This is a genomic window from Leptospira soteropolitanensis (genome assembly GCF_026151655.1).
GTDB classification, from domain to species: Bacteria; Spirochaetota; Leptospiria; order Leptospirales; family Leptospiraceae; genus Leptospira_A; species Leptospira_A soteropolitanensis.
In genome coordinates, this window is the sequence record NZ_JAMQPN010000001.1 from 867,589 (window position 1) to 890,813 (window position 23,225).

The following is a 23,225-nucleotide window of genomic DNA, read 5'->3' on the forward strand; positions in this document are numbered from 1 at the left end:
TTGTTAGCAATTGAAATTCAAAATTTAAATAAATCATATACGGTTGGAAATTCAAAGTTCCCTGTACTTTCTGGTATTCATTTAGAAATTACCCAAGGTGAATTTGTTGCGATCATGGGACCTTCGGGTTCAGGAAAATCAACACTTTTACAAGTGATGGGATTACTTGATCATGTTGATTCGGGCACCTATCGTTTGTTTGGTCGAGAAGTCAGCGGAGAATCTTCCGATGTTTTGTCCGACGTTCGAGGAAGTATGATTGGTTTTGTATTCCAACAATTCCATTTGTTAGCAAAATCAAATGCAACCCAAAACGTAAGTCTCCCTTCATTGTATACAAATGTGGATCAAACAGTAAAAAGAGCCGAAGAACAACTGAGAAAAGTAGGTTTGGAAAGTAGATTGTTCCATACTCCAAATGAACTTTCTGGTGGCCAACAACAAAGGGTAGCCATCGCTCGAGCTCTTCTTGTTGATCCGCCAATTATATTTGCTGACGAACCCACAGGAAACTTAGATTCAAAAAGTAAAATTGAAATCATGTTGGAATTACAACGCCTTCATAAAGAAGGAAAAACCATTGTGATGGTAACACATGAACCAGAAATGGCGGAGTTTTGCGATCGTATCATTCATGTCAGTGACGGTAAGATTGTATCGGACGAAGGGAAAAAGAAAAAAAAAGATTTAGTTTCGTTTCCTAAAACAAATTTGAAACGGAAAACCGGGTGGCCTCTTTTCCAAGGAATTTTTTTACAATCTTTGTTTTCATTATCATCAAATCGTTTGCGAACATTTTTGTCTGCTCTTGGAATTCTATTTGGTGTTGTTTGTGTTATCTCGGTAATGGCACTTGGAGAAGGGGCAAAAAAATCAGTAGAGGAACAGTTTTCTTCGTTAGGCGCTAATTTAGTCATTGTTAGAACTGGTGGAATGCGTAGCGGAGGAGTTTCTCTAGAAGCCGGTACTGTCAATCGACTGGATGTATTTGATGTAGAAGCTGTGTCGAAAAAATTTCCTGAAGTAAAACAAATCTCCGCTGTTGTAAACGGAAGAGGACAACTTGTTTTTGGAAATCGAAATTGGAATAGTTATATCACTGGTGCCAGTCCTAACTATGAATCTCTTCGAAATTTAGAACCATTGGAAGGAAGGTTTTTTACCGAAGAGGAAAATCAAAAAAGAGCCTTAGTTTGTCTTGTGGGAAATACAGTAGTTAAAGAATTGTATGAAGGAAAAAATCCTGTAGGAACTTATTTGAAAGTAAACCGAATTCTATTTCGTGTGATTGGCCTTTTACCTGAAAAAGGAAGTGCTGGATTTCGTGACCAAGACGATGTAATTCTTATGCCCTTGAATACAGCAATGCGAAGGTTGTTAAACAAAGATGCTGTCGACAGTTTAGAAATGGAATTAGAAAAAACGGAATCTTCAGAAGAATTCACAACTTCCTTAAAACGTTTTTTACATGAAAGACATGGAACGAGCGAATCAATGGGTAATATTTATCAAGTGATGAACATGGCTGATATCCAATCCGCAGTCTCTGAAACAAATCAAACGATGACAACCTTACTCATTGCCCTTGCGACCGTTTCTCTTGTAGTCGGTGGGATTGGAATTATGAACATTATGTTGGTTTCAGTGAAGGAACGAACAAAAGAAATTGGTCTTAGGAAGGCTCTTGGTGCAAGAGAGTCAGACATTCGTATGCAGTTTTTAATTGAATCCACTTTGACAAGTTTGACAGGAGGAATTGTTGGACTGGTTTTTGGAGTATTGTCGGTTTTGTTTTTGCAAGAATACTTTGGCTGGACTATTGTTTTATCCTTTCCTTCTATTGGATTTGCTTTCATATTTTCCATATCGATTGGAATTCTTTTTGGCTGGTGGCCTTCTGAATACGCAGCAAAATTGAGTCCCATTGTTGCCTTAAGATCAGAATGAATATAAAATTAAATCCAAGGAAAATTCCCCAACAAAAACGATCCAAGGAAAGATACCAAAAAATTATTGATACAACAATCGGTTTGTTAGGTGAGGTTGGGTATGATGATTTAACAACGGATTTGATTGCAGAAAGAAGTGGGATACCTGTCGGTTCTATTTACCAATTTTTTCCAAACAAAGAATCTATTATTTATTCCCATGCGGAATCTTGTTATTTTATGCTTCATGACTTTTTTTTCAAACTTCTTGATGAAGAACTTAAAAAAAGAAAAAAATTCACACCTGAATTCATTGATTTTACCCTACACTCCTTTGAACGGACGTTAAATGAAGTAAAAGGTTATCGTTTGATCAATTCAATTCTATATACAAACCAAGCGTTGTTAAAACTAGATATTGAAAGTAATGAACGCTTTGCAAAATCCTTAGCGGAAAAAGTAATTCTTTATTTGTTTCCCAAGGTGGATAAAAAAAGGGCTTACTATAGTTCTCTAATGATTGTGGAAACTGTCGATTCAGTAGTTAAAATTGCGCAAAGAAAGGGAAAACCGGCGGAAAAAAAGGCGCTCCTCTCTGAACTACAAAATCTCTTATTTGTATATTTTTCCTCCTTCCTTTGATTTAACATTGACAAAGTTTTAACACAGTTGTAAAATTCTCAAAATGTGAGGAAATCCTCATGTTCTGGGAAAGAACTATGAAACAGACCAAAAAATATTTATTGGGAATCTTCATTGCAGTATTCATAACGTTCGGTATGAATCATTGTAGTTCGGAAGACCCCGCCAATTCGGCCTTCGTCCATGTTACGATGATGGACAATGCCTTCCACCCGCCAGTCATTCGGACATTCAAAGGCGGTAAAATTCGATTTGTGAATGAAGGAAACAACCCTCACAATGCCATCTCGATTACCAAAGATTGGTCCACAGAGAAAACATTTGGGAATTTGGCAATGTTTCGTGGTGCACATACCGATGTGTTCTTCCCAGAAGAAGGTGTGTTCCCTTATTTCTGTTCCTTCCATGCTTCCCCTGATGGTAAAATTGGAATGACTGGAGTTGCTGTGATAGGTGATGCCGCTTACAATCCACAGACGAACATTGCAAAGTCGAAGATATCCAAAAAATGGACAGGTGTGACTCGCAAAGTCCCTTCCCAATATAAAACCATTCAGAACGCTGTCGACGCTGCATCCCCAGGAGACTTAGTTCTTGTTGCAAAAGGTATCTATAAAGAAGAAGTGACAGTCACCACTCCTTCCATTGTGATTCGCGGTGAAGATCGTAATGAAACCATCATTGATGGAGAATTTTTGCGTGGAAACGGAATTATGGTTGTTGGTGCTGATGGTGTAGCCGTCGAAAACCTAACAACTAGAAATGCAACTCTCAATGGCGTGTATTGGACAGGTGTTAAAGGATACCGCGGGTCTTATTTAACTGCATATAACAACGGCGATTATGGAATTTATGCATTTGATTCGGTAGACGGACTTATGGAGCATTCCTATGCATCTGGATCTCCTGATTCTGGATTCTATATTGGTCAGTGTAATCCATGTAATGCGATAATCAATGACGTAATCTCAGAAAATAATGCACTGGGTTATTCTGGTACGAATTCGAGTGGTAACTTATATCTTTTGTCTTCCATTTGGAGAAAAAACCAATTGGGCATTGGGCCTAATACATTGGATCGTGAGTTACTTCCTCCACAAAAACAAATTGTGGTGAAAAAAAACATTGTGTATGATAATAACAATACCAATGCGCCTTCCAAAAAGTTGGAATATCCATCCATCGGAAATGGAATCGCCCTCCTTGGTGCACTCGAAAACTTAGTAGAAGACAATTTAGTTTTCAACCATAACAACTATGGAATTTTAGTAACCATGAATATTGACGAAAATATTTGGATCTCCAATAATAACGTCATTCGAAACAATAAAGTGTACCATTCCGGCCGTGGAGACATCGCTCTGAGTGGTCCAGTCAACGTTGGAAATTGTTTTGAAGGAAACTCATACGGTGTATCGAGTCCACCATTTTTGGAAACTCTTCAGTCATGTTCAGGGCTTAGATATCCACATACAGGAGATATGTCTTCGAGTATAGGATTACTTGCTTTATTTGTTCAAGCAAACCTTCGTGAATTTGTGTTAGGTTCCTATAAAAACCAACCGATCCCTGCGGCTCAAATGAACATGCCTACAGAAAGTTTGGCGAATGTGATTCCAGCGCACGATGTTTTTGAAACAAACAAAGGTTTAATTGAAACAGCGGAGTTACCAAAACTTAGCCAAGCAGAATTTGATGTTGCCACAAACCAAATGTATACTTCCGGATGGAGAGTTCATTTTCCTGGCACTTTAAAAACTTGGTATTTCCATTTGATGGGTTACCTATTGCCATTTGCTATTTTTGCGGCGTGGACAGGCCTATCCATCTTGGATCGATTCTCTGCGAAAGGTGCAAAACTAGATTTTTATTTCTGGTTGATTTTACTCGTTCCTTTTATCGGTTCTTTAGTTTATTTGTATTCAAAAGAATCTAAGGTTTCACGAGTCGTTCGGAATACCGTTGTTTTTGGTGGTATTTTACTTTTCTTTACAATTCTGGCTTATGCCGGTTATGCGATGACAGCGGTAACGGAACCGTCTGTATAATAATTTAGGAGATTATTTATGGAAACAACTTTTGCAAACCCAGGTTTTTGGACTTATTTTATCGGATCCTATGCGTATTACCTTCCTTTCGTTTTAACGATGGTATGGGCACCTTTGGCATTGTTTGGTTTATCTAAACAAAAAGATATGGACACAACAAAACAGATCATTTGGTCACTTGTGATTTTAGTTGTACCTGTTCTTGGTCCTGCACTATATCTCTTGTTAGCCGATAAGGAGTATGAAAAAAAATTCAAACAAATCGCTGTAGGTGGTGGGTTTGGAGTATTTGTTCTTGTTTGGGTTTTGAGTTTAATTTCTCACATTTAAGACAAAAGTAAAAGAGAGTTTATTTATGGATCGGAAGAGTTTTTTAACGACACTGGGATTTGGAGTGATGGGCTTTGTGGGATCTTTGTTTGGTTCCATGAGAAATAACACTCGAAATTCTGAGGAAATCTGTGGACCTTCTGATCCTAGTAGTTCTTCCACTGCCGCAAACTTTGGGATTGTCACAACTCCAGCAGTCAGTGATAACTACCAAAACTCAATTGGGGCAGGCGGAAGTTTAAGAGCCACGAATACATATGGAAGTATGGCTCATCCACCTTTTTTTATCAAAGAAGAGTATACGGAACGCTTCTACTATCCACCTAACTATTCAAATACGAAAAATAGGGTGAAAGATTTTAGTTTAAATCTTTTCCCTTTGAGTATGAATATTGCTCATAATATCAATTATCCAGCTTGGACTTTTGATGGACTTGTTCCAGGTCCAGTCCTTAGAGCAAATTTGGGCGATACCCTTCGTATCCATGTCAAAAATTCAAGCCCCGATCCTCATTCCTTACACTTTCATGGAACTCATGATCCTTTAGAAGATGGATGGGAACCCATAGCTCCTTTCGGGGAAAGGACATATCAGATCGAAGCAGGGCCTGTTGGCCTTCATCCTTATCATTGTCATGTTCCTCCACTTATGTTACATACCGCCAAAGGTTTGTATGGTGCATTGCTTGTGGATCCGCCGGTCAAACGAAAACCAGCGCATGAATTTGTTTTAACTTTTTCTGGTTGGGATACCAAAGGTAAGGGCCGGAACGATTATTATACATGGAATGGTATTGCTGGTATTTATGATAGGTATCCTATGAAAGTCCCTGTGGGTGAACGAGTTCGATTCTACATTCAAAATATGATGGAAAGAGAACCAATCATCACCTTTCATTTACATGCACAAACTTTTGATATCATTCGTAGTTTAGGTTCAACCGTTCCGGATGGTCATTCTGATGTCGTGTCCCTTGGACAAACAGAACGAGTGGTGATCGAATTTGTCCTTAAGAAAAAAGGTAGGTATATGTTTCATCCGCACCAAACACATATGGCGGAGAATGGAGGAATGGGTTGGATCGTTGCCGTATAAAAGCAGTTTTTATTTTGTTGGTTCTTACCTTCAGTTTTTTTTGTAAATCTAAAGAAGATCACATCAAAGAAGAATGGAAATACCTATCTTTTGTTAAACCTGATGGGAGTTTATTAGAGCCAAAATTTTGGTCTGAAAAAAAATCGGTTTTGTATTTTGGGTTTTCCCATTGCCCGGATATGTGCCCACTCGCTCTGACAAACTTCGGTAGGGCCTCACTGATATTAGGTGAAAAATCCAATCGATTCCGTTTTATTTTTGTAACTCTTGATCCCGAGAGAGATTCTCCTGCGACTCTTAAAAATTACATTCAAAATTTCCCTGGAAAAAATTTAACAGCTCTTTCTCCTAATGCGGAATCGTTAACAAAACTAACAGATTTATTTGGAATTGTTCGTGAAAAAGTCGGAGATGGAAAGAATTACCGAATCGATCATTCCAATTTTATTTATGTGTTAGATGAGGATTTGAACACACTTGCCAATTTTCCAGGTGGAGTTTCAGCAAATGCACTTGCTACCAAACTTAGAGAACTTGCTGGACCCGAGAATTAAGCATAATTTCAATTTCTGTTCGAGCACCTTCCGGGAAATTTCTAGTAACTTCGAAATTAAATTCTGAATAAATATTTCTTAATCGTTCCTTGATATTTCCAAGAGACCTGGCTAAAAGTTTTGTTTTATCGGTCAGTAGGTCCTCACGAATTCCTATTCCATTGTCATATACCACAAAACTAAAAACTGAATCTCTTATCATTTTTGCATGAATGAATAATTGAAATTGTTCATCAGCTGATCCACGGAAACCATGTTTGAAAGAATTTTCAATGATTGGTTGGAGTAACAATGGGGGAAGGACAACAGCAGAAAAATCTCCGGATTTTTTGAAATCAATTTGTACGGTATCATAAAATCTTAATTTTTGAAGGTGTAAGTAGTCTTCTAAAAAATTCCATTCTTCTTCAAAAGGAATCCAATCCCGATCCGTTCGATCGGATATGAATCGATAATTATTCGCTAAACTTAAAATTGCATCTCCAATTAACTCTGGTTTTATTTTATGAAGGGCATGGATTGTATTCAAAGAATTGAACAAATAATGTGGACTCATTTTTGTTTGTAGAGTTTTCAGTTGACTTTCTTTTAGTGACTTTTCTGCTTTTAACAAATCTTCTTTATATATTTGTGCCTTTTGTCTGTTTGCAAAAATGGTTCGTTCTAAAGCAAATCCTTGAGAGATCACACCAAAGAGAACACCCCAGAGTACCACTTTGTTCGCAGAGTTGTCATTGGCTTTGATGGCTAAGAAAATTTCTAAGATAACTAGAAGGAGTGTTACGCTAAATCCGATAAAATGTCCAAAGGCTTCCTGGTTTCCCTTTTTCCAAGATTCGAAGGTAATGAAAATTGGTCCTAGAATATTCAAAAGATTGAATAAGATGAAGAAGGTTCTACTGCTAATAAGTAACGTATGTGATAGATCAAAGAAAGGAAGAGAAAAAACCAATATGGTGGTCAAAGAACAAATAAACACATCTATATAAATTAAAATATCAAGAATTCGGTAACTACCGCTCCCAAAAAGACGCCTAACTCCTGATAACATAGGGATAAAAACAAAATTGGAAGATATTGTTGTAAGTATGAATAATGTTTCTGAATTTGTAAAGAGATATCGTATAAGAATATTTGATGTGAGACCGAGTAGACCGAAACATAAAGAAAAAGCTGCAAAATCAAGAAGTATATTATAGCGTTTTTTGAATTCAATAGAATATACTAGAGCACAGATGATTCCTATCATCAAGAAGAAGGAATGGAAGAAGATAGGTGTTAAATTTTTTAGAGCGATCTCTCTGTAGAGAGCTGTTTGTTTGCCCACTAAGTTTTCAACAATAGATATGAGAAAGAGAATCCCTTTTTTGTGATACAATCTTAAATAATAGTATTTTGAATCATCATTCGGTATTTTAACCCAATCAAATTTGGATTGGAAAATATTGGGGAGTCTATCTTGTTCTGAAAAATTTCCATATTTAAAAATGGAATCTCCGTATTCATTAAATATTTCTATATTTAAACCTCCATGTTCTAATAATAAAAAAAGTTCTTCTTTCCCTCTGTGATTTGGAAATGCTTTGGAGCGTAACCAAATAAATTCCGAATCTGTAATTCGTTGGAGTTCAGAATCATTGATCCAGCCGAAGATAGATTCCCAATACACTTTATGCATTTTTTGAAAATCAATTTTGCCATCATCATCTGTTGGTATATCGCCAACAAAGTATTCTGTATTTTCTGCAAGATAGTATTCTGCTAAAGAACTATCGGTTGGTTTTAGTAGGGAGTAAGCATATGAAGATAAGGAGACAGTGATGACGAGAGAAAGGAGGCAGATTGATAGAGTTGGTTTTTCTAAAAATCTGATCCATAGATTTCCCATATAGCAAGTATTAGTCTTCTAATGAAAACAAAATCGGAAGCCTATGTGCCATTTTTTTAGGTTGCCCTTGCACGTAACCAGGGCTAAAGCGTACACGTTTGATCAGTTTCATTGCAGCTTCTTCAAATCCGTATCCTGCCCGACCGGATACAATTTTTGCCGACTGTAGGCTTCCGTCCTCATTTACTTGGACTAATAACACAACTTGTTTTTCAACAATATTTGCTGCTTTGGCTTGCGGAGGAAAATATTCCTTTAAATCAAAGTCAATGATTGCAGTAGGCATTTTGTCTCCATTAAAAGAGAAAAGATATCCATCTTTATCAGTTCCATTCCCAGAAAGTTGGTTTGGGTTGATGTCTGAGTTATCAGGTTCATCCGCCTTGTCTTTGTTACTTCCTTCCACCCATTCTTGTTTTTCGACTGGAGCTGGTGAAGAGGTGCCGCCAATAAGTTCGGGGGGAATTTCTTCAAAACTAACATCTACATCTTCGAAGTTCGATTCTTCAGTAACCTCATCACCTCGTAATTGACTAATCTTATAACCAGCGTAAGTTGCGGTATGGATAAACAAACTACCAATCAAACAAAGATGAAAAATTCGTTCTTTATTTTGTTTGACCGAATGTTTGAATGAATCCAATAATTCCGCGAAGCGATTCATTTTTTTACACTGAGGGCAATCTTTGTTACACCCGCTTTTCGGATGATTCCCATCAGCTCCGTAATTTTTCCATAAGGGAGGCTTTCATCTGCAGAAAGAGTTAAACGCATGTTAGGTCTAATTTTTGCTTCTCTTTCCAGATTTCGCACCAAACCAGAAATATCAGTGTCTTTTCCTTCTAAAAGGATCGCGCCAGTTTTTGTCAGTGCTACTTGAACCGATTCGGCAACGTTAGGGTCGGCAGCTTGCACTTTTGGTAAATTGATATTTAAACTTTCTTTTTTTAGAAAGTTTGCCGTTACCATAAAAATTACAAGAAGAACTAAAATCACATCCACCATAGGAGTGATATTAATACTTCCAATTTCTTCGTCTTGAGAACCTGATGCTCCAGCCATAATTATACCTTTGTCTTATTCATTTGATAAGAGAGTAGTTCTTTTTTAAGTATTTCCAAATTCTGTAGAATGACTTTAGATTTTCTAGAAAAATAATTGTTTGCCATAACCACGGGAATCGCCACTGCAAGACCGGCTGCCGTCGCAAGAAGAGCGGTAGAAATGGACCGCATGACCACTTCTGCACCAGAACTTCCTAAGGTACCCAAACCATAAAAAGCTTTGATGACACCAAGAACGGTTCCGAGTAGACCAATAAACGGAGCATTATTTCCTAATGTGTTTAGGATCGGTAAACGTTTTTCAAGTTCCAATTTTTCTGAAAGAATCTGGCCATCCAAACTTTCATCTAATCCCTTTCTTCCCATTTTTAATTGTTTGAGAGCAAATTGTAAAAATCTTGTATAAATAGAATCTTCTCCGGCATCTGTTTTCCAATGAATTTCTGGTTCTTCTTGTAAAGAAGTTCTAACTTCCGATAAATAATCCTCGTTTTTTTTACCTAAACTTTTTCTGTAATAAATTAGTCTTTCAGCAAACACTGCTAATGCGACTACACTTGCAAATGCCATTGCTATAAAAATTAATTCTTCGCCTATTTCTACATACTCTTGCATACTATTCTCCGTGTTGAATGTTATTAAATAATAAATATAATGGAATCTTTTCGTTACTAATTTGGTTGTTTGTAGAAGCAAAACAAGATTTTAAACAAGAAATTGCCGAACTAGAAGTTAGACTTGATTCAATGAGGGCTGGAATTGTCGATTTCGTACAAATTCCCGAATTAGTTTTTGTTTTCCAGTCCGTGACTTGACAGTCAAAAGCACAAGTCTGTGCAATTCCTGACATATCTTTATAGAGAGGATTTGTAAGTAAGTCTTGGCAAGTTTTTGTTTTTATACTTGCTGTAGTATTAGAAAATGTAGCTCCTATTGAATCCGCATATGCTTTAAAACATAAATCTTTGTTTGTAATCATTGATTCACATGTTTCTTGAGGTGCATTTACTGTTGTTAGGTATTGTAACAACACAGTTTCTTTATAGGAATCCTCAAATTTTTTTGGTTCCGAACAAGAAATGAAAATGGTACTGACTAAAAGAAAAATCAAAGATTTCATTAGAAATGAACCTCCATACCAACGTTAAAGAATGGAATTACTGTTCCACCAGGAAGTTCTAAGGTTCCAAAGGTATCATTCTCTTTTGGATTTGTTGCAGAAAATGGACGAGAATTGTCAAAATCATATCCATTTTTATTTTTTCTCATATAAACGTTTACGATTTCTAAATACCAGTTTAGATATCCCCAAGAATAGTTTTCAAAGATATCAAATCGAATATCTAATCTATGGAAATCAGTTCCACGTTTCACATTACCATATTCAGAAGTATATGGATTATTTGAATACTGCGGATTCCAATAGGTTAAACCATTCAATGGATTTGAAAATTTACCACCATCGTCACCCACCACTGGTCTTGATGGAATCGATGTTAAATAACTCCATCGACCTCCAATTTGAAAACCTTCGTTCATCCTCCAGCCGTAAATTAAGTTGGCAACGTGAGTCCTATCCCAAGGTGCTAATTGTTCTTTTGAGTTCGGAAAATATGCCGCTAGGATTTTTCTCTCAATTCCTCCAATTTGCGAATTATCACCTTCGTATATTTGGTATAAATTTGTATTTTGAAAAGATTGAGACCAAGTATAGGAAATCCAACCAAACCAATCTCTAGTTCCTGGACGTGCGTTTTTACGTATCAAAAGTTCATAACCGTGAGACCAACCAGTCGCTCGGTTAGAATAGTTTAACGGACGATTGGCGACGATGGGTTGTGTTAACCATTGGCCTTTATCTGGATTTAAACCCACCGGAGTAGATGCATAAGGATCGTCAATAATGGTATCAGTGAATTGATTTTTAAACATTTCCACTTTTACTTGCCATACTTGATCAATCTTTTGGTCAATACCTGCACTGACTTTCCTTGCCCTTTCAAATCTTAAGTCAGGGTTTCCAGTTTCTGCGTTAAAGTTAGTTGTTAACGGAAACCTCGAAACATCTCCTCCACTTCCATAAACAGTCATTCCTTTTCCAATTTCAGGAAAGGTATAGGACGCAGTGGCCCTGGGTGTTAAGGCTCCATTTCCCGTCACTTGAATATAATCGTAGCGGGCTCCAGGCTCGAATAAAAAATTCCCGAACTTAAAGTGAAGAGTCGTATATGCATTGTAATACGGCGATACTCCACGAATGCTGATTGGTCTTCCGACGAAATCTGGGTTAGCTGAATTATAAGGATTCGGTGATGGATTCGTTGGATCGCGTAAAGCGACTTCAGTTCCATAATCTCTGAAAGAAAACTTTCTGACTTCAGTTCCGAAATCAACTTTTAGAAACTTTGTTGCTGTCCAATAAGCATCTTGACGAACACCTACATAACTTCCTCGTTGGTATTGTTTTCCTTGTATGGATCCAAAACCTACGTTGTATTCTCCGATAGGGTCAAAGTTAATCAATGTAATCCGGTTTTGAAATTTATCTCCAGGAATCCAAGTGTATCTAAGTGCTGTGGTCCTAAAACTCTGACCAAAACTTGCTTTAGCACCACTGAGAAGAGCAAAGGCAGAGCTTGTTGGATCATTAACGGGTTTATTTGGAACGTTAATGGCGAAGTTATCCTGCGCAGTTAAATTGTAGAATGCGATTTGATGCTCAGGTGTGAAGTTATGGACATATTTAATTTGAGAGTCGTTATAACGAGGAAGACGGATTCCTTCTGGTAATAATCCTGTTGCTCCTAAGGATTTATCCAGATATCCCAGTTTACCGGCAATAGCCAAATATCCTTTCCCGCCAGAAGTGGGAGTTGCCGCATAAGCAGTTGTATTCCATAATGAAACTTGAAAAGCACCTTTTGTCTTTTGCACAGAGTCAACAGTTTCAATTTCTATAATACCGCCGGTCGCATTATTAAAGTTTGCTGGATAAGCTCCAGAATATAAGTCAATCGACTTAATTAAATCATTATGAATGACAGAAGTTAATCCATCCAAATGGAAAGGGTACAAGATAGGAAGATCGTCATATAGGTAAGTGTTTGCATTTGGGTTAGCACCACGAACAATAATTCCGTTTGCCCCACCACCAAATCCAATATTAGGGATGACTCCAGGCAGTGTTTCCAATGCTCGAAGAGCTTCTCCAAAAGTACCAGGCATCCGTTTGATTTCTTCGTAACGGACTTTGGTTCGGGAAGCTACGGTTTTCTCTCGTTCTCCCTCCACAACAATTCCTGTTCTTGGTGCGCTTGCTTTTTTTTCGGTATAAATGGTTCTTGATTCATCTTCGGATCCAACTGAGATTTTTATTTCTTGGATTCCTGTGTCACGTAACAAACGCAAGGTGTATTCTCCGGAAGATGGAAACTCTAATGTGACATTTCCCTCTGCATCTGTTTGCGCGAATTTTTTTGTTTCAAAAATTAGAACTGATAGGTTCTTTTCGGCGATTTCCTTTTTCGGGTTGATGAGTTTTGCCCTTATACTAACTGCGAATAAAGGGGATCCAATACAAAAAAGAAAAATCCCGAATAATAATTTATTTAATTTGAGTTTTGCTGATTTCATTGAAGTTTAAATACCAAGGGATATCTCCCGTTTCTTGTTCAAGATAAATGAGAGTACAGGGTAATGGATATCCAAGGAACGGACATTCTGTACGTGTAATTGCAATCGTACATAAATCTAAATTTCTTTGGATTGGCTTATTTAAGATAAGTAAAGGGGGATTGGGAATAGGGTTACCACATTTTTCGGCTGCAAATTTTGCTGCTGAATACACTTGGCTTTGTGCATCATTAGTATCCACACGATCAATTCCTGGACCGCAGTTAATGACAAATGCAGCCAGTAAAAGAAGAATCACCATATAAAGTCTCATTTAGTACCTTTTGATCCTGGGTTTTCAGTTTCTTCTTGTTGTCCAACTACGTCTGCAGTTACATTTACAACAGTAACAAGACCTAATGGAAAATAAGCTTTATCTTCTCTTTGAATTTTGATATTGATTAAAGTTTTTCCGTTAGGATATTTTTCCAGAATTTGACTCATCGCAAGTTCTACATTTGGTGCTTTTGTCACAGGAATCATGCCGAGTAAATAAAAAGCGGAGTCTTGGCCTTTTCCTTTGCCTAAGATTTTATAGTCAGTGGAACGAACTACTGTTGCTGAATCAAATAGGGAAATTTCTTTAGGTACATGGGAACCGATACATCCCATCGCCATAATCAAAGCAGAAAAGAAACTTATAACAAATTTTAAAAATGAAGTTTTCATTCGTGAATCTATTTTTTGCTTTTAATCGTTGGTTGTGCTGCAAAACGAACTAAGTCACCTTTAATTGTGAATCGATATCTGGTTAATGGTCCAAAAATAGATTTGTCATTCCAATATCGAATATTAACGAGTGCATCACCTGCATCTTCTTCCATAACTTTTTCATACAAATCAGTGATCGGTGGTTCTGTGAACGGCAAACCAAAGATAATAAAATCTAAAGCATACCATGTAAAGGTTTTCTCTACGGTTTTTAAAGTTTCGTAAGGAACATTGGGGATTGGTTTGTTGCTAGTAGCAATTCCAACGGAAGAAGAGGCGCAATTAGTTAAACCTAAAGATAGAAAGAAAAAACTTGCCACTGTAAAAAAATATTTCATAAAAAACTCCGTCAGCTTCCAAATCTCATTCATATAAGTTTGGTCAATGGAATAATTATACTAACGACGATTAACTACTTAACTTGGAATGAACGCTACTTATTCCGGAGTGAAATTTAGTGGGTCTACAATTTTAGGGCTTCTTTTAGGTTTTGAGCAAAGGAACGGCCAACAGGAAGGGTTGTTTCATCCTCGTTTTTTAGTTGGATGGTATAAGATCCACCTTTGTCATAACGAAGGCTTGTCACATAATTTAAGTTCACCAAGAATCCTTTGTGGATGCGAATGAATTGTTCTGTAGGTAGTTTTTCTTCAATTTCTTTTAGTAATTTTGAAGTTTCGTAATCTTTTTGCGAGGTGTGTATCACACAACTTTTGTTATTTGCAGAAATGAACTGTATATCCTCTAGAGCAAGTAAAAATACGGCAGAGTCCGACTGTATTTTGAGATTCGTTATTTTTCCTTTGGAAGGTTGTTTATTTTGTTTTGCTTCTTGCAAAAAACGTAAAGCCTTGTCTACGGACTTTCTAAACCTTTCGAAAGAAAATGGTTTAAGCAAATAATCTGTTGCATCTAAATCAAAGGCTTCCACTGCATGTTCACTATAGGCAGTTGTAATGATAAAAAAAGTAGATCTGTTATGTTCTTTTCGTAGGATATCCATCCCATTGACTGCAGGAAGGTTGATATCCATAAAAACCAAATCGAATTGTTTCTCCTCAAGGAGATTCAATGCCTTATCACCACTTTCTGCAATTCCAGTTAATTTTAACTCAGAACAGTTCATTACATAATCCATCATGAGCATTCTTGCAGGATATTCGTCTTCGATGATTAGAACTGAGTAAGGAGGTGATACCATGAGATTATTTTAAGTTACATCAACAAAGAAAAATGTGACATCGTCTTTAAGTTCTTCTTCCGAAAATCTTGAAATCTGCACAATTATCTCTTGGGATAATGTTTTTATATCTTTTTCTTTTCCTCTTTCCAGTAGATCAAGTATTTTGCTTTCACCAAACAATTTATTTTCGGCCCGGGCTTCTGTGACACCATCAGTGAAAAAAAAGTAACGATCACCGGTTTTCATATTATGAGTCCATTCACTATAAGTAAATGATTCTCTCCAGCCTATGATGGGACCTTTGATATTCATAAATTCGAACTTACCTGTCACTCGATTGTAAATTAGTGGGTTAGGATGGCCCGCAGTAGAAAAGGTGATCGTATTTGAATTTGTATCAATCAATGCAGAGCAAGCAGTGATAAAATATCTACTCACAAGTGAAGTGAGTGCTTGGTTCATATGCTCTAATACTTCTTTTGGGGAATTGATTTTTTTTGTAGATTCTCTAAATTGAACCTTCACCATAGAAGATACAAAGGCCGCAGGAACCCCGTGTCCAGCAACGTCAGCAATTAATAAAAGTAGGCGATTTTTGTCCAATTCCACCCAATCATATAAATCACCACCCACTTGTTGCATCGGTAAATAAGTAGTATGGATTCTGATTCCATTTATGTTTGGATGTTCTTTCGGTAGAAGATAACTTTGGAGTTGGGATGCAAAGAATAAGTCCTGTTCCAAATCCTGATTTTTTTCACGGAGCTCTAATGTTCTTTCTCGAACTCTTATTTCTAAATCCTTTGTGAGTATTGAAAGTTCTTTTTCATTTTTTGCATGTCGATAGGAGATAGCAACTCCAGAAAGAATCATTAAGATCAAAAAACCATATTGTGTTAAATAAATATTTTTTCCCGATGTAAGATCGATAATTATATCAATAGTTGTACCAATGCAGATAGAGACAAAACCAACAGCCAGAAAATATGCTTCTGCTTTTTTAGCTTTTGCTGCCCGAATGACTCCTCGAATGATAAAAAACACCATAGGGATTAAAGAGAATTCCCAAATACGGAGTAATAAAATTCTTGTTGGAATTTCTAATTCCAAGGTTTGCAAAAAAGCAAGGCAAAGAAGAAAGAAAATTAATAATCGTTCTTTGAGCTGGAGTTTGGTTTGAAATAGAGAATAACTAAACAAAAAGATAGAAATTGGAAGTAATGTTTGAGCCGTGAAAAAAACTTTTAGCCAAAAAATAAAAGGAAAATTGGTATAAGTATAACTAATATTTAAGAGTGGTAATCTCCACATAACAAAGATAAGCGTAGAAAGTAAGAGATAAAAATTTGATTTTGCCTGTCTTTTTAGTATGATGGAAAAAATTTGATAAGCTCCAATTCCAAAAAACAACATGATGAAACAAAAATCACGACCATCTTCTTTAATGATGAATTCTTGGAGCAAATCGTAGTTCCCCATTACTGGAACTTTTCTAAACAATCCGCCTTGAAATGTTTTGTTCCGAAAATGAATTTCTAATTCGAGTACATTAACTTCGTTTAATTTAAGAACCGAACTTGGTATAAAATAGAGGCGTTTGTAATACCAATTGGGGGAATAAAATCCGTCGTTAGAAACAGAACCAGTTTCTCCTAAGAGGATTCCGTTCACAAAAAGTTTGTCGACTTCCTGGATTCGGTCTAAGTAGATACCGAGTGGTTTGTGATTTGGTTCATAGTAAAAAGAAATTTTATAGGAGCCGTGAATCGGTGGTTTCATTCCTTGTAGAGCGAGCCCTTTCCCGACTTGAACAGGTATGGTTTTCCCTTGGGACGTAAATGTCCAGCCCTCCGAAATAGTCGTAAGGTCCTGCGAACTTACTTTTAGCGGTTCCGAGGAAAGTGAATAAACTGCTGTAAGTAAAATGGGGAAAATAAATGAGAGAGATCTCATCACTACCGGATAAAGTTAGTTGTGTACATCGAGAAAGCAAGTTGATTTTTAATTTCTAATATGATTTAGTTATTTTTTTGGAGCGAATCTAAATGACAATCACTCAACTTCGGTATATCGTTGCGTTGGATCAGTTTAAAAGTTTTGCAAAAGCCGCCGAACATTGTTTAGTTGCTCAACCGACTTTGAGTTTACAAATTCAAAAAGTCGAACAGGAACTTGGCTTCGAATTATTTGATCGAAAGAAAAATCCTGTCATTACTACCAAATTAGGAAAAGCGGTAGTAGACCAGGCAAAAAATACATTAAAAGAGGCAGATAAACTCTTTGAAATTGCAGGACAATGGAAAGATGAACCCGCTGGCAATATTTCTATTGGAATTATCCCTACAGTAAGTAATTATTTAATTCCTTCTATTTACCAAAGTTTGCAAACGGAATTTTCAAAAGTTAATTTTCGAATTTCTGAATTACCTACATTAACCATACTCGAAAAATTAGAATCAGAAGAAATTGATTTGGGGATTCTTGCTACTCCACTAAAAATTCCAAATATCGTAGAACACCCGCTATATTACGAACCTTTTGTTGTTTATTATCCTAAAGATGCCAAAGAAAAATCCCGATCGGTTTCAATGAAACATATTGAAAAATATCCCTTGCTTGTACTTGGTGAAGAACATTGTTTTCGTCATCAATCCTTAAAAATATGTAACAGAAACTCGCTTGCAAAAATTGAAAGTGGAAGTGTGGAAACACTCAAACGAATGGTAGATATGGGGATCGGTGTGACTCTTTTGCCAAAATTATCCGTAAATTCTACATCGGAACGTGTGGTTCCATTTAGTTCTCCGGAACCTGCTAGGGAAATTAGTTTGGTTTATAAAAAAGGTTTTTATAAAACTAGAATTTTGAAAAAACTCACAAGTCTGATTCTTGGAGTAATACCGAGTGAATACCATTCTAAAGAGAAGTATAAAATCATTGGGGTGTCTTTGAACCAAGATTAAATGGACTGAGTCAAAACCAGTTTCATAGTTTTTGTAAATCTCATCATTTACCATATTTATTTTACAAATGATTCAATTCGGGATATATTCTTCTTAACACGAAAGGAGGATATTCAATGTCCAATATCAACACACAAATTCCAGATTTCACCACGGAAGCTTTTCATAACGGTGCTTTTAAAAAAATTAGCAAAAAAGACGTTCTTGGAAAATGGTCCGTTTTTGTTTTTTACCCTGCGGATTTTACCTTTGTTTGTCCTACGGAACTTGGAGATGTAGCAGATCATTACGAAGAACTTCAAAAAATGGGAGTTGAAGTGTATTCAGTTTCCACTGACACACATTTTGTTCATAAAGCTTGGCACGAAGCAAGTGATACCATTAAAAAAATCAAATTCCCAATGTTAGGTGATGCTTCAGGAAAGATCACGAGAGGTTTTGGGATTATGATTGAAGAAGATGGTCAAGCACTTAGAGGAACTTTTGTAGTGAATCCTGAAGGTGTAATCAAAACTGCTGAAATCCATGATCTTGGAATCGGTCGTTCTGCCGACGAACTTGTACGTAAAGTTCAAGCTGCGCAATATGTTGCAAACAACGATGGAGAAGTTTGTCCGGCAAAATGGAAACCAGGTAACACAACTTTGAAACCAGGTCTTGACTTGGTTGGAAAAATCTAAATTACGTTAGGCGGGTTTAATCCCGCCTAAACTGGGAGGTTATTATGTTAGATCAATCAACAAAAGAACAAGTCAAACAATACTTTGAAAGGATTAAGAATCCTGTGAAGATACAATTGTATTCAGGCGAACATGAAAAAAGAGAAGAGTTAGTTGCATTTTTAGATGATATTGTTTCTCTTTCTCCTCAAATTTCATTGGAACATTCTGAAGAAAAAAATGATGGTCTACGTTTTGCGATTTTTTCTGAAGATAAACCTACGGGTATTGAATTTTCTGGAATTCCTATGGGACATGAATTTACATCATTGATTTTGGCAATTTTGCAATCTGGTGGAAACCCAATCAAATTAGAAGAAGGAATTCTTTCCGCAGTTTCGAAATTAAAAGAAAATTTACATTTTGAAACATTCATCTCATTGGATTGCCATAACTGTCCCGAAGTCGTTCAAACTCTCAATAGTTTTGCACTCGTGAATCCTTCTATTTCACATAATATGATCGATGGGGCAATGTATCCAGAACTTGTGAAGGAGAAAAACATCCAAGGGGTTCCTGCGGTATTTTTAAATGGAAAACGATTCCTATCTGGAAAAGCAGAAGCATCCATTATCTTTGATAAACTTTTAGAATTGTATACAGTTTCTGACTCAGTGGAAGCTAATTCCGAACTTTCTAGTTCTTCCGAAGTTTATGATGTAACCGTGATTGGAGGTGGTCCATCTGGCATAACAGCGGCAGTGTATTCTGCAAGAAAAGGATTGAAGACACTTGTCATCGCAGATAGGTTAGGTGGTCAAGTTAAGGACACGTTAGGTATCGAAAACATAATTTCCTTACCTTATACAACAGGCCCTGAGCTCACCAATGTATTATCAGAACAACTAATTAAAAACCAGATCAAAAAGAAAGAAAATGTCCGTGTGTTAAAAATTGAAGCAGGAAAATTAAAAACTATTCATTTGAATACAGGCGAACGAATTGTCACAAAAACAGTGATTTTATCAACAGGTGCAAAGTGGCGCGAACTCAATGTCCCTGGTGAAAAAGAATTTGTTGGAAAAGGCGTGGCTTATTGTCCACATTGCGACGGTCCATTTTTTAAGGATAAGGATGTTGCAGTCGTTGGAGGAGGAAACTCAGGTGTAGAAGCAGCGTTAGATCTTAGTGGGATCGTAAAGTCAGTCACCTTGATAGAGTTTGGTGATAAGTTAAATGCGGACAAAGTGTTATTGGATAAAGTGGCAGAATCTCCAAATATCAAAACTTTAGTAAAAGCACAGACAACTGAAATTCAAACAAATGATGTGAAAGTAACAGGACTTACTTATAAGGATAGAAGCACTGAAAAATCAGAAACTATTCCCATTGATGGGGTTTTTGTTCAGATTGGACTTGTACCAAACAGTAGTTTTGTGAAAGAATTGGTGGCAACTAATCGTTTTGGGGAAATTTTGGTCGATGAAAAATGTAAAACCAATGTAGATGGAATATTTGCTTGCGGGGATGTGACAAACACACCTTATAAACAAATTATCATCGCAATGGGAGAGGGAGCGAAGGCGGCGATTAGCGCTTTTGAATATCTTTTACATGCGGCTTGATGGCAGCCATTTTTCAATTGTAGAATATAGGTCGGTGGTAGAAATAGGTTTGGTAAGAAAATCATTCATACCTGATTCTATCGCTGTATCTTTTACGGAAAAAAAAGCTCCTGCCGTTAGTGCAATGATGGGAGTTTTATTGTTCGTACCTTTTTCTAGTTTTCTGATTTCAATCGTTGCCGTATAACCATCCATAATTGGCATTTGTAGATCCATAAAAATTAAATCTGGGTTTTTAATTTGGAACTGTCTTACTGCCTCGGCTCCATCAGAGGCAAATCTTAGATGGATGTGCGGATATCTTTTTAGTAACATTTTTGATAATAGTTTTTTGTTTAAATCATTATCTTCCACGATTAAAATATCACTTTGTATAAGATTGTTTTCAACGATCACAGATTCGTCTGATGTTGATTGTTTTTCTTCAAATAAGTTAGATGATACTGAGCCGTTTGCATTTATCTGTAGTGATAGAATAAAGCTGAATTTACTTCCTTTTCCAAGCTCACTTTCGATATGTAGTTGAGAATTCATTTTTTGAATCAGTTCGCTTGTAATTGTGAGACCAAGACCAGTCCCACCGTATTTGCGAGTGATGGATGTATCCGCTTGTGAAAAGGAATCGAATAATTTTGTTTTTGAATTGAGATCAATTCCTATTCCTGTATCCAATACGGAAAACTCAATATCAATAAAATCTTCAATTTGTTTGATTGGTTTTACGGAGACGTTTACTTCTCCCTCGTGAGTAAATTTAATAGCGTTACCAATTAAATTGGAAAGAACTTGTCTAACTCGCAAAGGATCCAAAGATACAAACCGAGGTAAGTGAGGGTCGAAATGAAGTTTTAATTGAATTGCTTTGGAGGCCGCAGAAATTTTGAATAGATCTACGGTTGATTGGACTAAATCCGTTAAATCCGTGCTAATCAATTCCAGTTCCATTTTACCAGAATCTATTTTTGAAAAATCAAGAATTTGATTTACTAAAGATAACAAACTTTTTCCAGAAAGTCTGATGTTTTGTAATGATTCCTTTTGTTCTTCCGTAAGAGTAGAATGTAATAATAGTTCTGTGAATCCGATAATACCATTGAGTGGCGTTCTAATTTCGTGACTCATGTTCGCTAAAAAGTTGCCTTTTGCCATATTGGCAGCTTCCGCCATTTCCTTTGCTTTTCGAAGTGTATATTCTATTTTTTTTGTTTCGGTTAGGTCTGAATTGGAACCAACCATTCTTATTTTGTTTCCAGATGAATCTCTTTGGATATAACATCGTGTTAAAACATGAGAATAATTCCCTTTTCGTTTTTTCATTTGGAAACTAAATTCAAATGTTTCTCTTTGTGAGAGCATGATATTTTCTAAAAATTCTGTAACCCAATCAAAATCATCGGGATGGATCAGACTTTTCCAATAATCAATTGGAACGCTTTCTGGTTTTTCATCATTACCGAACTCTAACCACCATCTTCTAGAGTAAATGACTGTATTGTTAATTAAATCCCAATCAAACCAACCATCGGAGCTGACTTCTAAAATTAGCGAATAGCGTTCGTTAGATTCTTTTAGTGCGTATTCTGCTCTTTTCTGTTCAGTAATATCCTTACTTGCTCCCACAATGAATTTGAATTTTCCATCCACTTCAATCGGAGTGAGGGCTGTAGTCCAAATTTTTGTTCCCGCAGGCATGGGAATACTTTCTTCATAGGTAATTGTTTTTTTCGCTTTTAATACTTTTTGATAATTTTTAATAACTGGACTTCCAAGAACTTCTCCTAAAAGTTCAATTGGCGTTTTTCCCTGTATGAAAGATTGAGTGACACCAGTTGATTTTTCATAGGCAGCATTAATACGTCGAATCACAAATTCGTTGTCATCCATAACTTCTATTAGAAACATCGAATCTTGACTTCCATTAAACAAAATATTATTTTCAAGTAACAGTTGTTTTATTTCGCCTGTCTCATTTTTAATAATATCTTGTAAGGAAAGTAATTCGGAGATATCGGCAATCACTCCATCAAAACGTAAAATTTCTCCTACTTCGTTTCGAATCAATCGCCCTTGGCATTGGACAAATTTTATATTTTTAGATTTAGTTTGAATTCGGTAACGAATTCTAATTTTATCATCAGCATTTAGTGAACTTAAAGCTGTTTCGACTATGGATCTATCTTCGGGGTGGATTAAGTTTTTCCAGTTATCGTGTGCCTCTGTAAAATACTCCCTGGAATATCCGGTTAGCGTTTCTGCAGAGGGACTAATATAGATGATTTCTAATTCTGGAAAACTCGCCGAAAAAATTACCTCCTCCATTGCGGAGAGAATCTGCATTTCCAATGATGGCGGAGGAGGACGCATACTCCAGATTGGACGAATCTTTTTTAGGGATCTAACAAATTAGATTAGGATTTTCTAATAAGAAAGGGAAGTGCCAACGAGGGGGTAAATTTACTGTAGCTCATACCCAATAGGTCGGTATCGTTCCATACCCGGAATTCGTCTACAAAATAGGGCCAAGGGAAGGGGGCTTCTTTCGTATATTCTAAGATAAGGCTAGGGTTTCCGTCGAGCGGCGACTTTGCATGGGACAATTTCATAGGAAAACGCATTTGGAATTCACTGGTTTTAGGCGGTAAAAATAAATTGTAGGCAATGTCTGAGCCATCAAAAGATTTTCCCCACCAGTGGCGAAACGACATAAAATTTAGGCTAAAACTAGCACCTACCTGAAACCATTTAGGCCCGAGCCATTCTGCTTTGTAATTTCCGGCAGGAAAGGAACTCGGTGCTTTTAAGTCCCAAAACTGTTTTTTAATTTGTGATAGTGACATCGTCATCAATCAAATTTCAAAATTA

21 protein-coding genes and 1 pseudogene are annotated in these 23,225 nt (G+C 36.6%); 9 read left to right on the top strand and 13 right to left on the bottom strand.

Annotated elements, in window-relative coordinates; genetic code table 11:
• The 6 genes from ND811_RS04215 (at position 1) to ND811_RS04240 (ending at position 6,598) form a co-directional block, all read left to right on the top strand.
• Complete coding sequence (locus ND811_RS04215) at positions 1-1,947, top strand: ABC transporter permease (protein ID WP_265350216.1); 1,947 nt, start codon at positions 1-3, stop codon at positions 1,945-1,947.
• On the top strand, positions 1,944-2,570 hold the full coding sequence (locus tag ND811_RS04220) for a TetR/AcrR family transcriptional regulator (RefSeq protein WP_265350215.1): 627 nt from the start codon (positions 1,944-1,946) through the stop codon (positions 2,568-2,570). Before ND811_RS04215 ends, ND811_RS04220 begins: the two co-directional genes overlap by 4 nt.
• Positions 2,571-2,647: 77 nt before the next feature.
• Positions 2,648-4,618 carry a right-handed parallel beta-helix repeat-containing protein gene (locus ND811_RS04225; protein WP_265350214.1) on the top strand — a complete coding sequence of 657 codons (1,971 nt, stop codon included), beginning with the start codon at positions 2,648-2,650 and terminating at the stop codon, positions 4,616-4,618.
• An 18-nt stretch (positions 4,619-4,636) separates the two neighbouring features.
• Positions 4,637-4,948 carry a PLDc N-terminal domain-containing protein gene (locus tag ND811_RS04230; RefSeq protein WP_265350213.1) on the top strand — a complete coding sequence of 104 codons (312 nt, stop codon included), beginning with the start codon at positions 4,637-4,639 and terminating at the stop codon, positions 4,946-4,948.
• A gap of 25 nt (positions 4,949-4,973) precedes the next feature.
• Positions 4,974-6,044 carry a multicopper oxidase domain-containing protein gene (locus ND811_RS04235; RefSeq protein ID WP_265350212.1) on the top strand — a complete coding sequence of 357 codons (1,071 nt, stop codon included), beginning with the start codon at positions 4,974-4,976 and terminating at the stop codon, positions 6,042-6,044.
• The gene (locus ND811_RS04240; protein WP_265350211.1) at positions 6,026-6,598 is read left to right on the top strand and encodes an SCO family protein; all 573 of its coding nucleotides are present in this window, start codon (positions 6,026-6,028) and stop codon (positions 6,596-6,598) included. Before ND811_RS04235 ends, ND811_RS04240 begins: the two co-directional genes overlap by 19 nt.
• Here the strand turns inward: ND811_RS04240 and ND811_RS04245 are convergent.
• The 11 genes and pseudogenes from ND811_RS04245 to ND811_RS04295 all read right to left on the bottom strand — a co-directional run bounded on the left by ND811_RS04245 (position 6,570) and on the right by ND811_RS04295 (position 17,069).
• A complete protein-coding gene (locus tag ND811_RS04245; RefSeq protein ID WP_265350210.1) occupies positions 6,570-8,486 on the bottom strand; it encodes a sensor histidine kinase in 1,917 nt (638 codons plus the stop codon). The genes ND811_RS04240 and ND811_RS04245 overlap by 29 nt on opposite strands.
• Before the next feature lie 10 nt (positions 8,487-8,496).
• Positions 8,497-8,976 (bottom strand): annotated as a pseudogene (locus ND811_RS04250) (energy transducer TonB); the annotation flags it as partial.
• A 170-nt stretch (positions 8,977-9,146) separates the two neighbouring features.
• The gene (locus ND811_RS04255; protein ID WP_002973390.1) at positions 9,147-9,548 is read right to left on the bottom strand and encodes an ExbD/TolR family protein; all 402 of its coding nucleotides are present in this window, start codon (positions 9,546-9,548) and stop codon (positions 9,147-9,149) included.
• Positions 9,549-9,550: 2 nt separating this feature from the next.
• On the bottom strand, positions 9,551-10,165 hold the full coding sequence (locus ND811_RS04260; RefSeq protein ID WP_265350208.1) for a MotA/TolQ/ExbB proton channel family protein: 615 nt from the start codon (positions 10,163-10,165) through the stop codon (positions 9,551-9,553).
• Position 10,166: 1 nt separating this feature from the next.
• On the bottom strand, positions 10,167-10,670 hold the full coding sequence (locus ND811_RS04265) for a hypothetical protein (protein ID WP_265350207.1): 504 nt from the start codon (positions 10,668-10,670) through the stop codon (positions 10,167-10,169).
• Positions 10,670-13,183: a TonB-dependent receptor plug domain-containing protein gene (locus ND811_RS04270; protein WP_265350206.1), complete on the bottom strand. Its 2,514-nt coding sequence runs from the start codon at positions 13,181-13,183 to the stop codon at positions 10,670-10,672. The genes ND811_RS04265 and ND811_RS04270 overlap by 1 nt, the downstream gene beginning before the upstream one ends.
• Complete coding sequence (locus ND811_RS04275; protein ID WP_265350205.1) at positions 13,155-13,496, bottom strand: hypothetical protein; 342 nt, start codon at positions 13,494-13,496, stop codon at positions 13,155-13,157. The genes ND811_RS04270 and ND811_RS04275 overlap by 29 nt, the downstream gene beginning before the upstream one ends.
• Positions 13,493-13,840, bottom strand: a complete 348-nt coding sequence (locus ND811_RS04280; RefSeq protein WP_265350957.1) for a hypothetical protein — start codon at positions 13,838-13,840, stop codon at positions 13,493-13,495. Before ND811_RS04280 ends, ND811_RS04275 begins: the two co-directional genes overlap by 4 nt.
• Positions 13,841-13,899: 59 nt before the next feature.
• A complete protein-coding gene (locus ND811_RS04285) occupies positions 13,900-14,271 on the bottom strand; it encodes an LIC20211 family lipoprotein (protein ID WP_265350204.1) in 372 nt (123 codons plus the stop codon).
• A gap of 125 nt (positions 14,272-14,396) precedes the next feature.
• On the bottom strand, positions 14,397-15,134 hold the full coding sequence (locus tag ND811_RS04290) for a LytR/AlgR family response regulator transcription factor (RefSeq protein WP_265350203.1): 738 nt from the start codon (positions 15,132-15,134) through the stop codon (positions 14,397-14,399).
• Positions 15,135-15,143: 9 nt separating this feature from the next.
• Positions 15,144-17,069 (bottom strand): PP2C family protein-serine/threonine phosphatase, encoded by a 1,926-nt coding sequence (locus ND811_RS04295; RefSeq protein WP_265350202.1) that lies wholly within the window; start codon positions 17,067-17,069, stop codon positions 15,144-15,146.
• Positions 17,070-17,161: 92 nt separating this feature from the next.
• Between ND811_RS04295 and ND811_RS04300 the strand changes: the two genes are divergently transcribed.
• The 3 genes from ND811_RS04300 (at position 17,162) to ahpF (ending at position 20,363) form a co-directional block, all read left to right on the top strand.
• On the top strand, positions 17,162-18,079 hold the full coding sequence (locus ND811_RS04300) for a hydrogen peroxide-inducible genes activator (RefSeq protein ID WP_265350201.1): 918 nt from the start codon (positions 17,162-17,164) through the stop codon (positions 18,077-18,079).
• A gap of 116 nt (positions 18,080-18,195) precedes the next feature.
• Positions 18,196-18,759 carry an alkyl hydroperoxide reductase subunit C gene (gene ahpC, locus ND811_RS04305; RefSeq protein ID WP_265350200.1) on the top strand — a complete coding sequence of 188 codons (564 nt, stop codon included), beginning with the start codon at positions 18,196-18,198 and terminating at the stop codon, positions 18,757-18,759.
• A 44-nt stretch (positions 18,760-18,803) separates the two neighbouring features.
• Positions 18,804-20,363 carry an alkyl hydroperoxide reductase subunit F gene (gene ahpF, locus ND811_RS04310; RefSeq protein ID WP_265350199.1) on the top strand — a complete coding sequence of 520 codons (1,560 nt, stop codon included), beginning with the start codon at positions 18,804-18,806 and terminating at the stop codon, positions 20,361-20,363.
• Here the strand turns inward: ahpF and ND811_RS04315 are convergent.
• Both ND811_RS04315 and ND811_RS04320 read right to left on the bottom strand, forming a co-directional pair.
• Complete coding sequence (locus tag ND811_RS04315; protein ID WP_265350198.1) at positions 20,349-22,727, bottom strand: PAS domain-containing protein; 2,379 nt, start codon at positions 22,725-22,727, stop codon at positions 20,349-20,351. The genes ahpF and ND811_RS04315 overlap by 15 nt on opposite strands.
• 44 nt (positions 22,728-22,771) lie before the next feature.
• Positions 22,772-23,206 (bottom strand): hypothetical protein, encoded by a 435-nt coding sequence (locus ND811_RS04320; protein WP_322113423.1) that lies wholly within the window; start codon positions 23,204-23,206, stop codon positions 22,772-22,774.
• Positions 23,207-23,225: the final 19 nt, after the last annotated feature.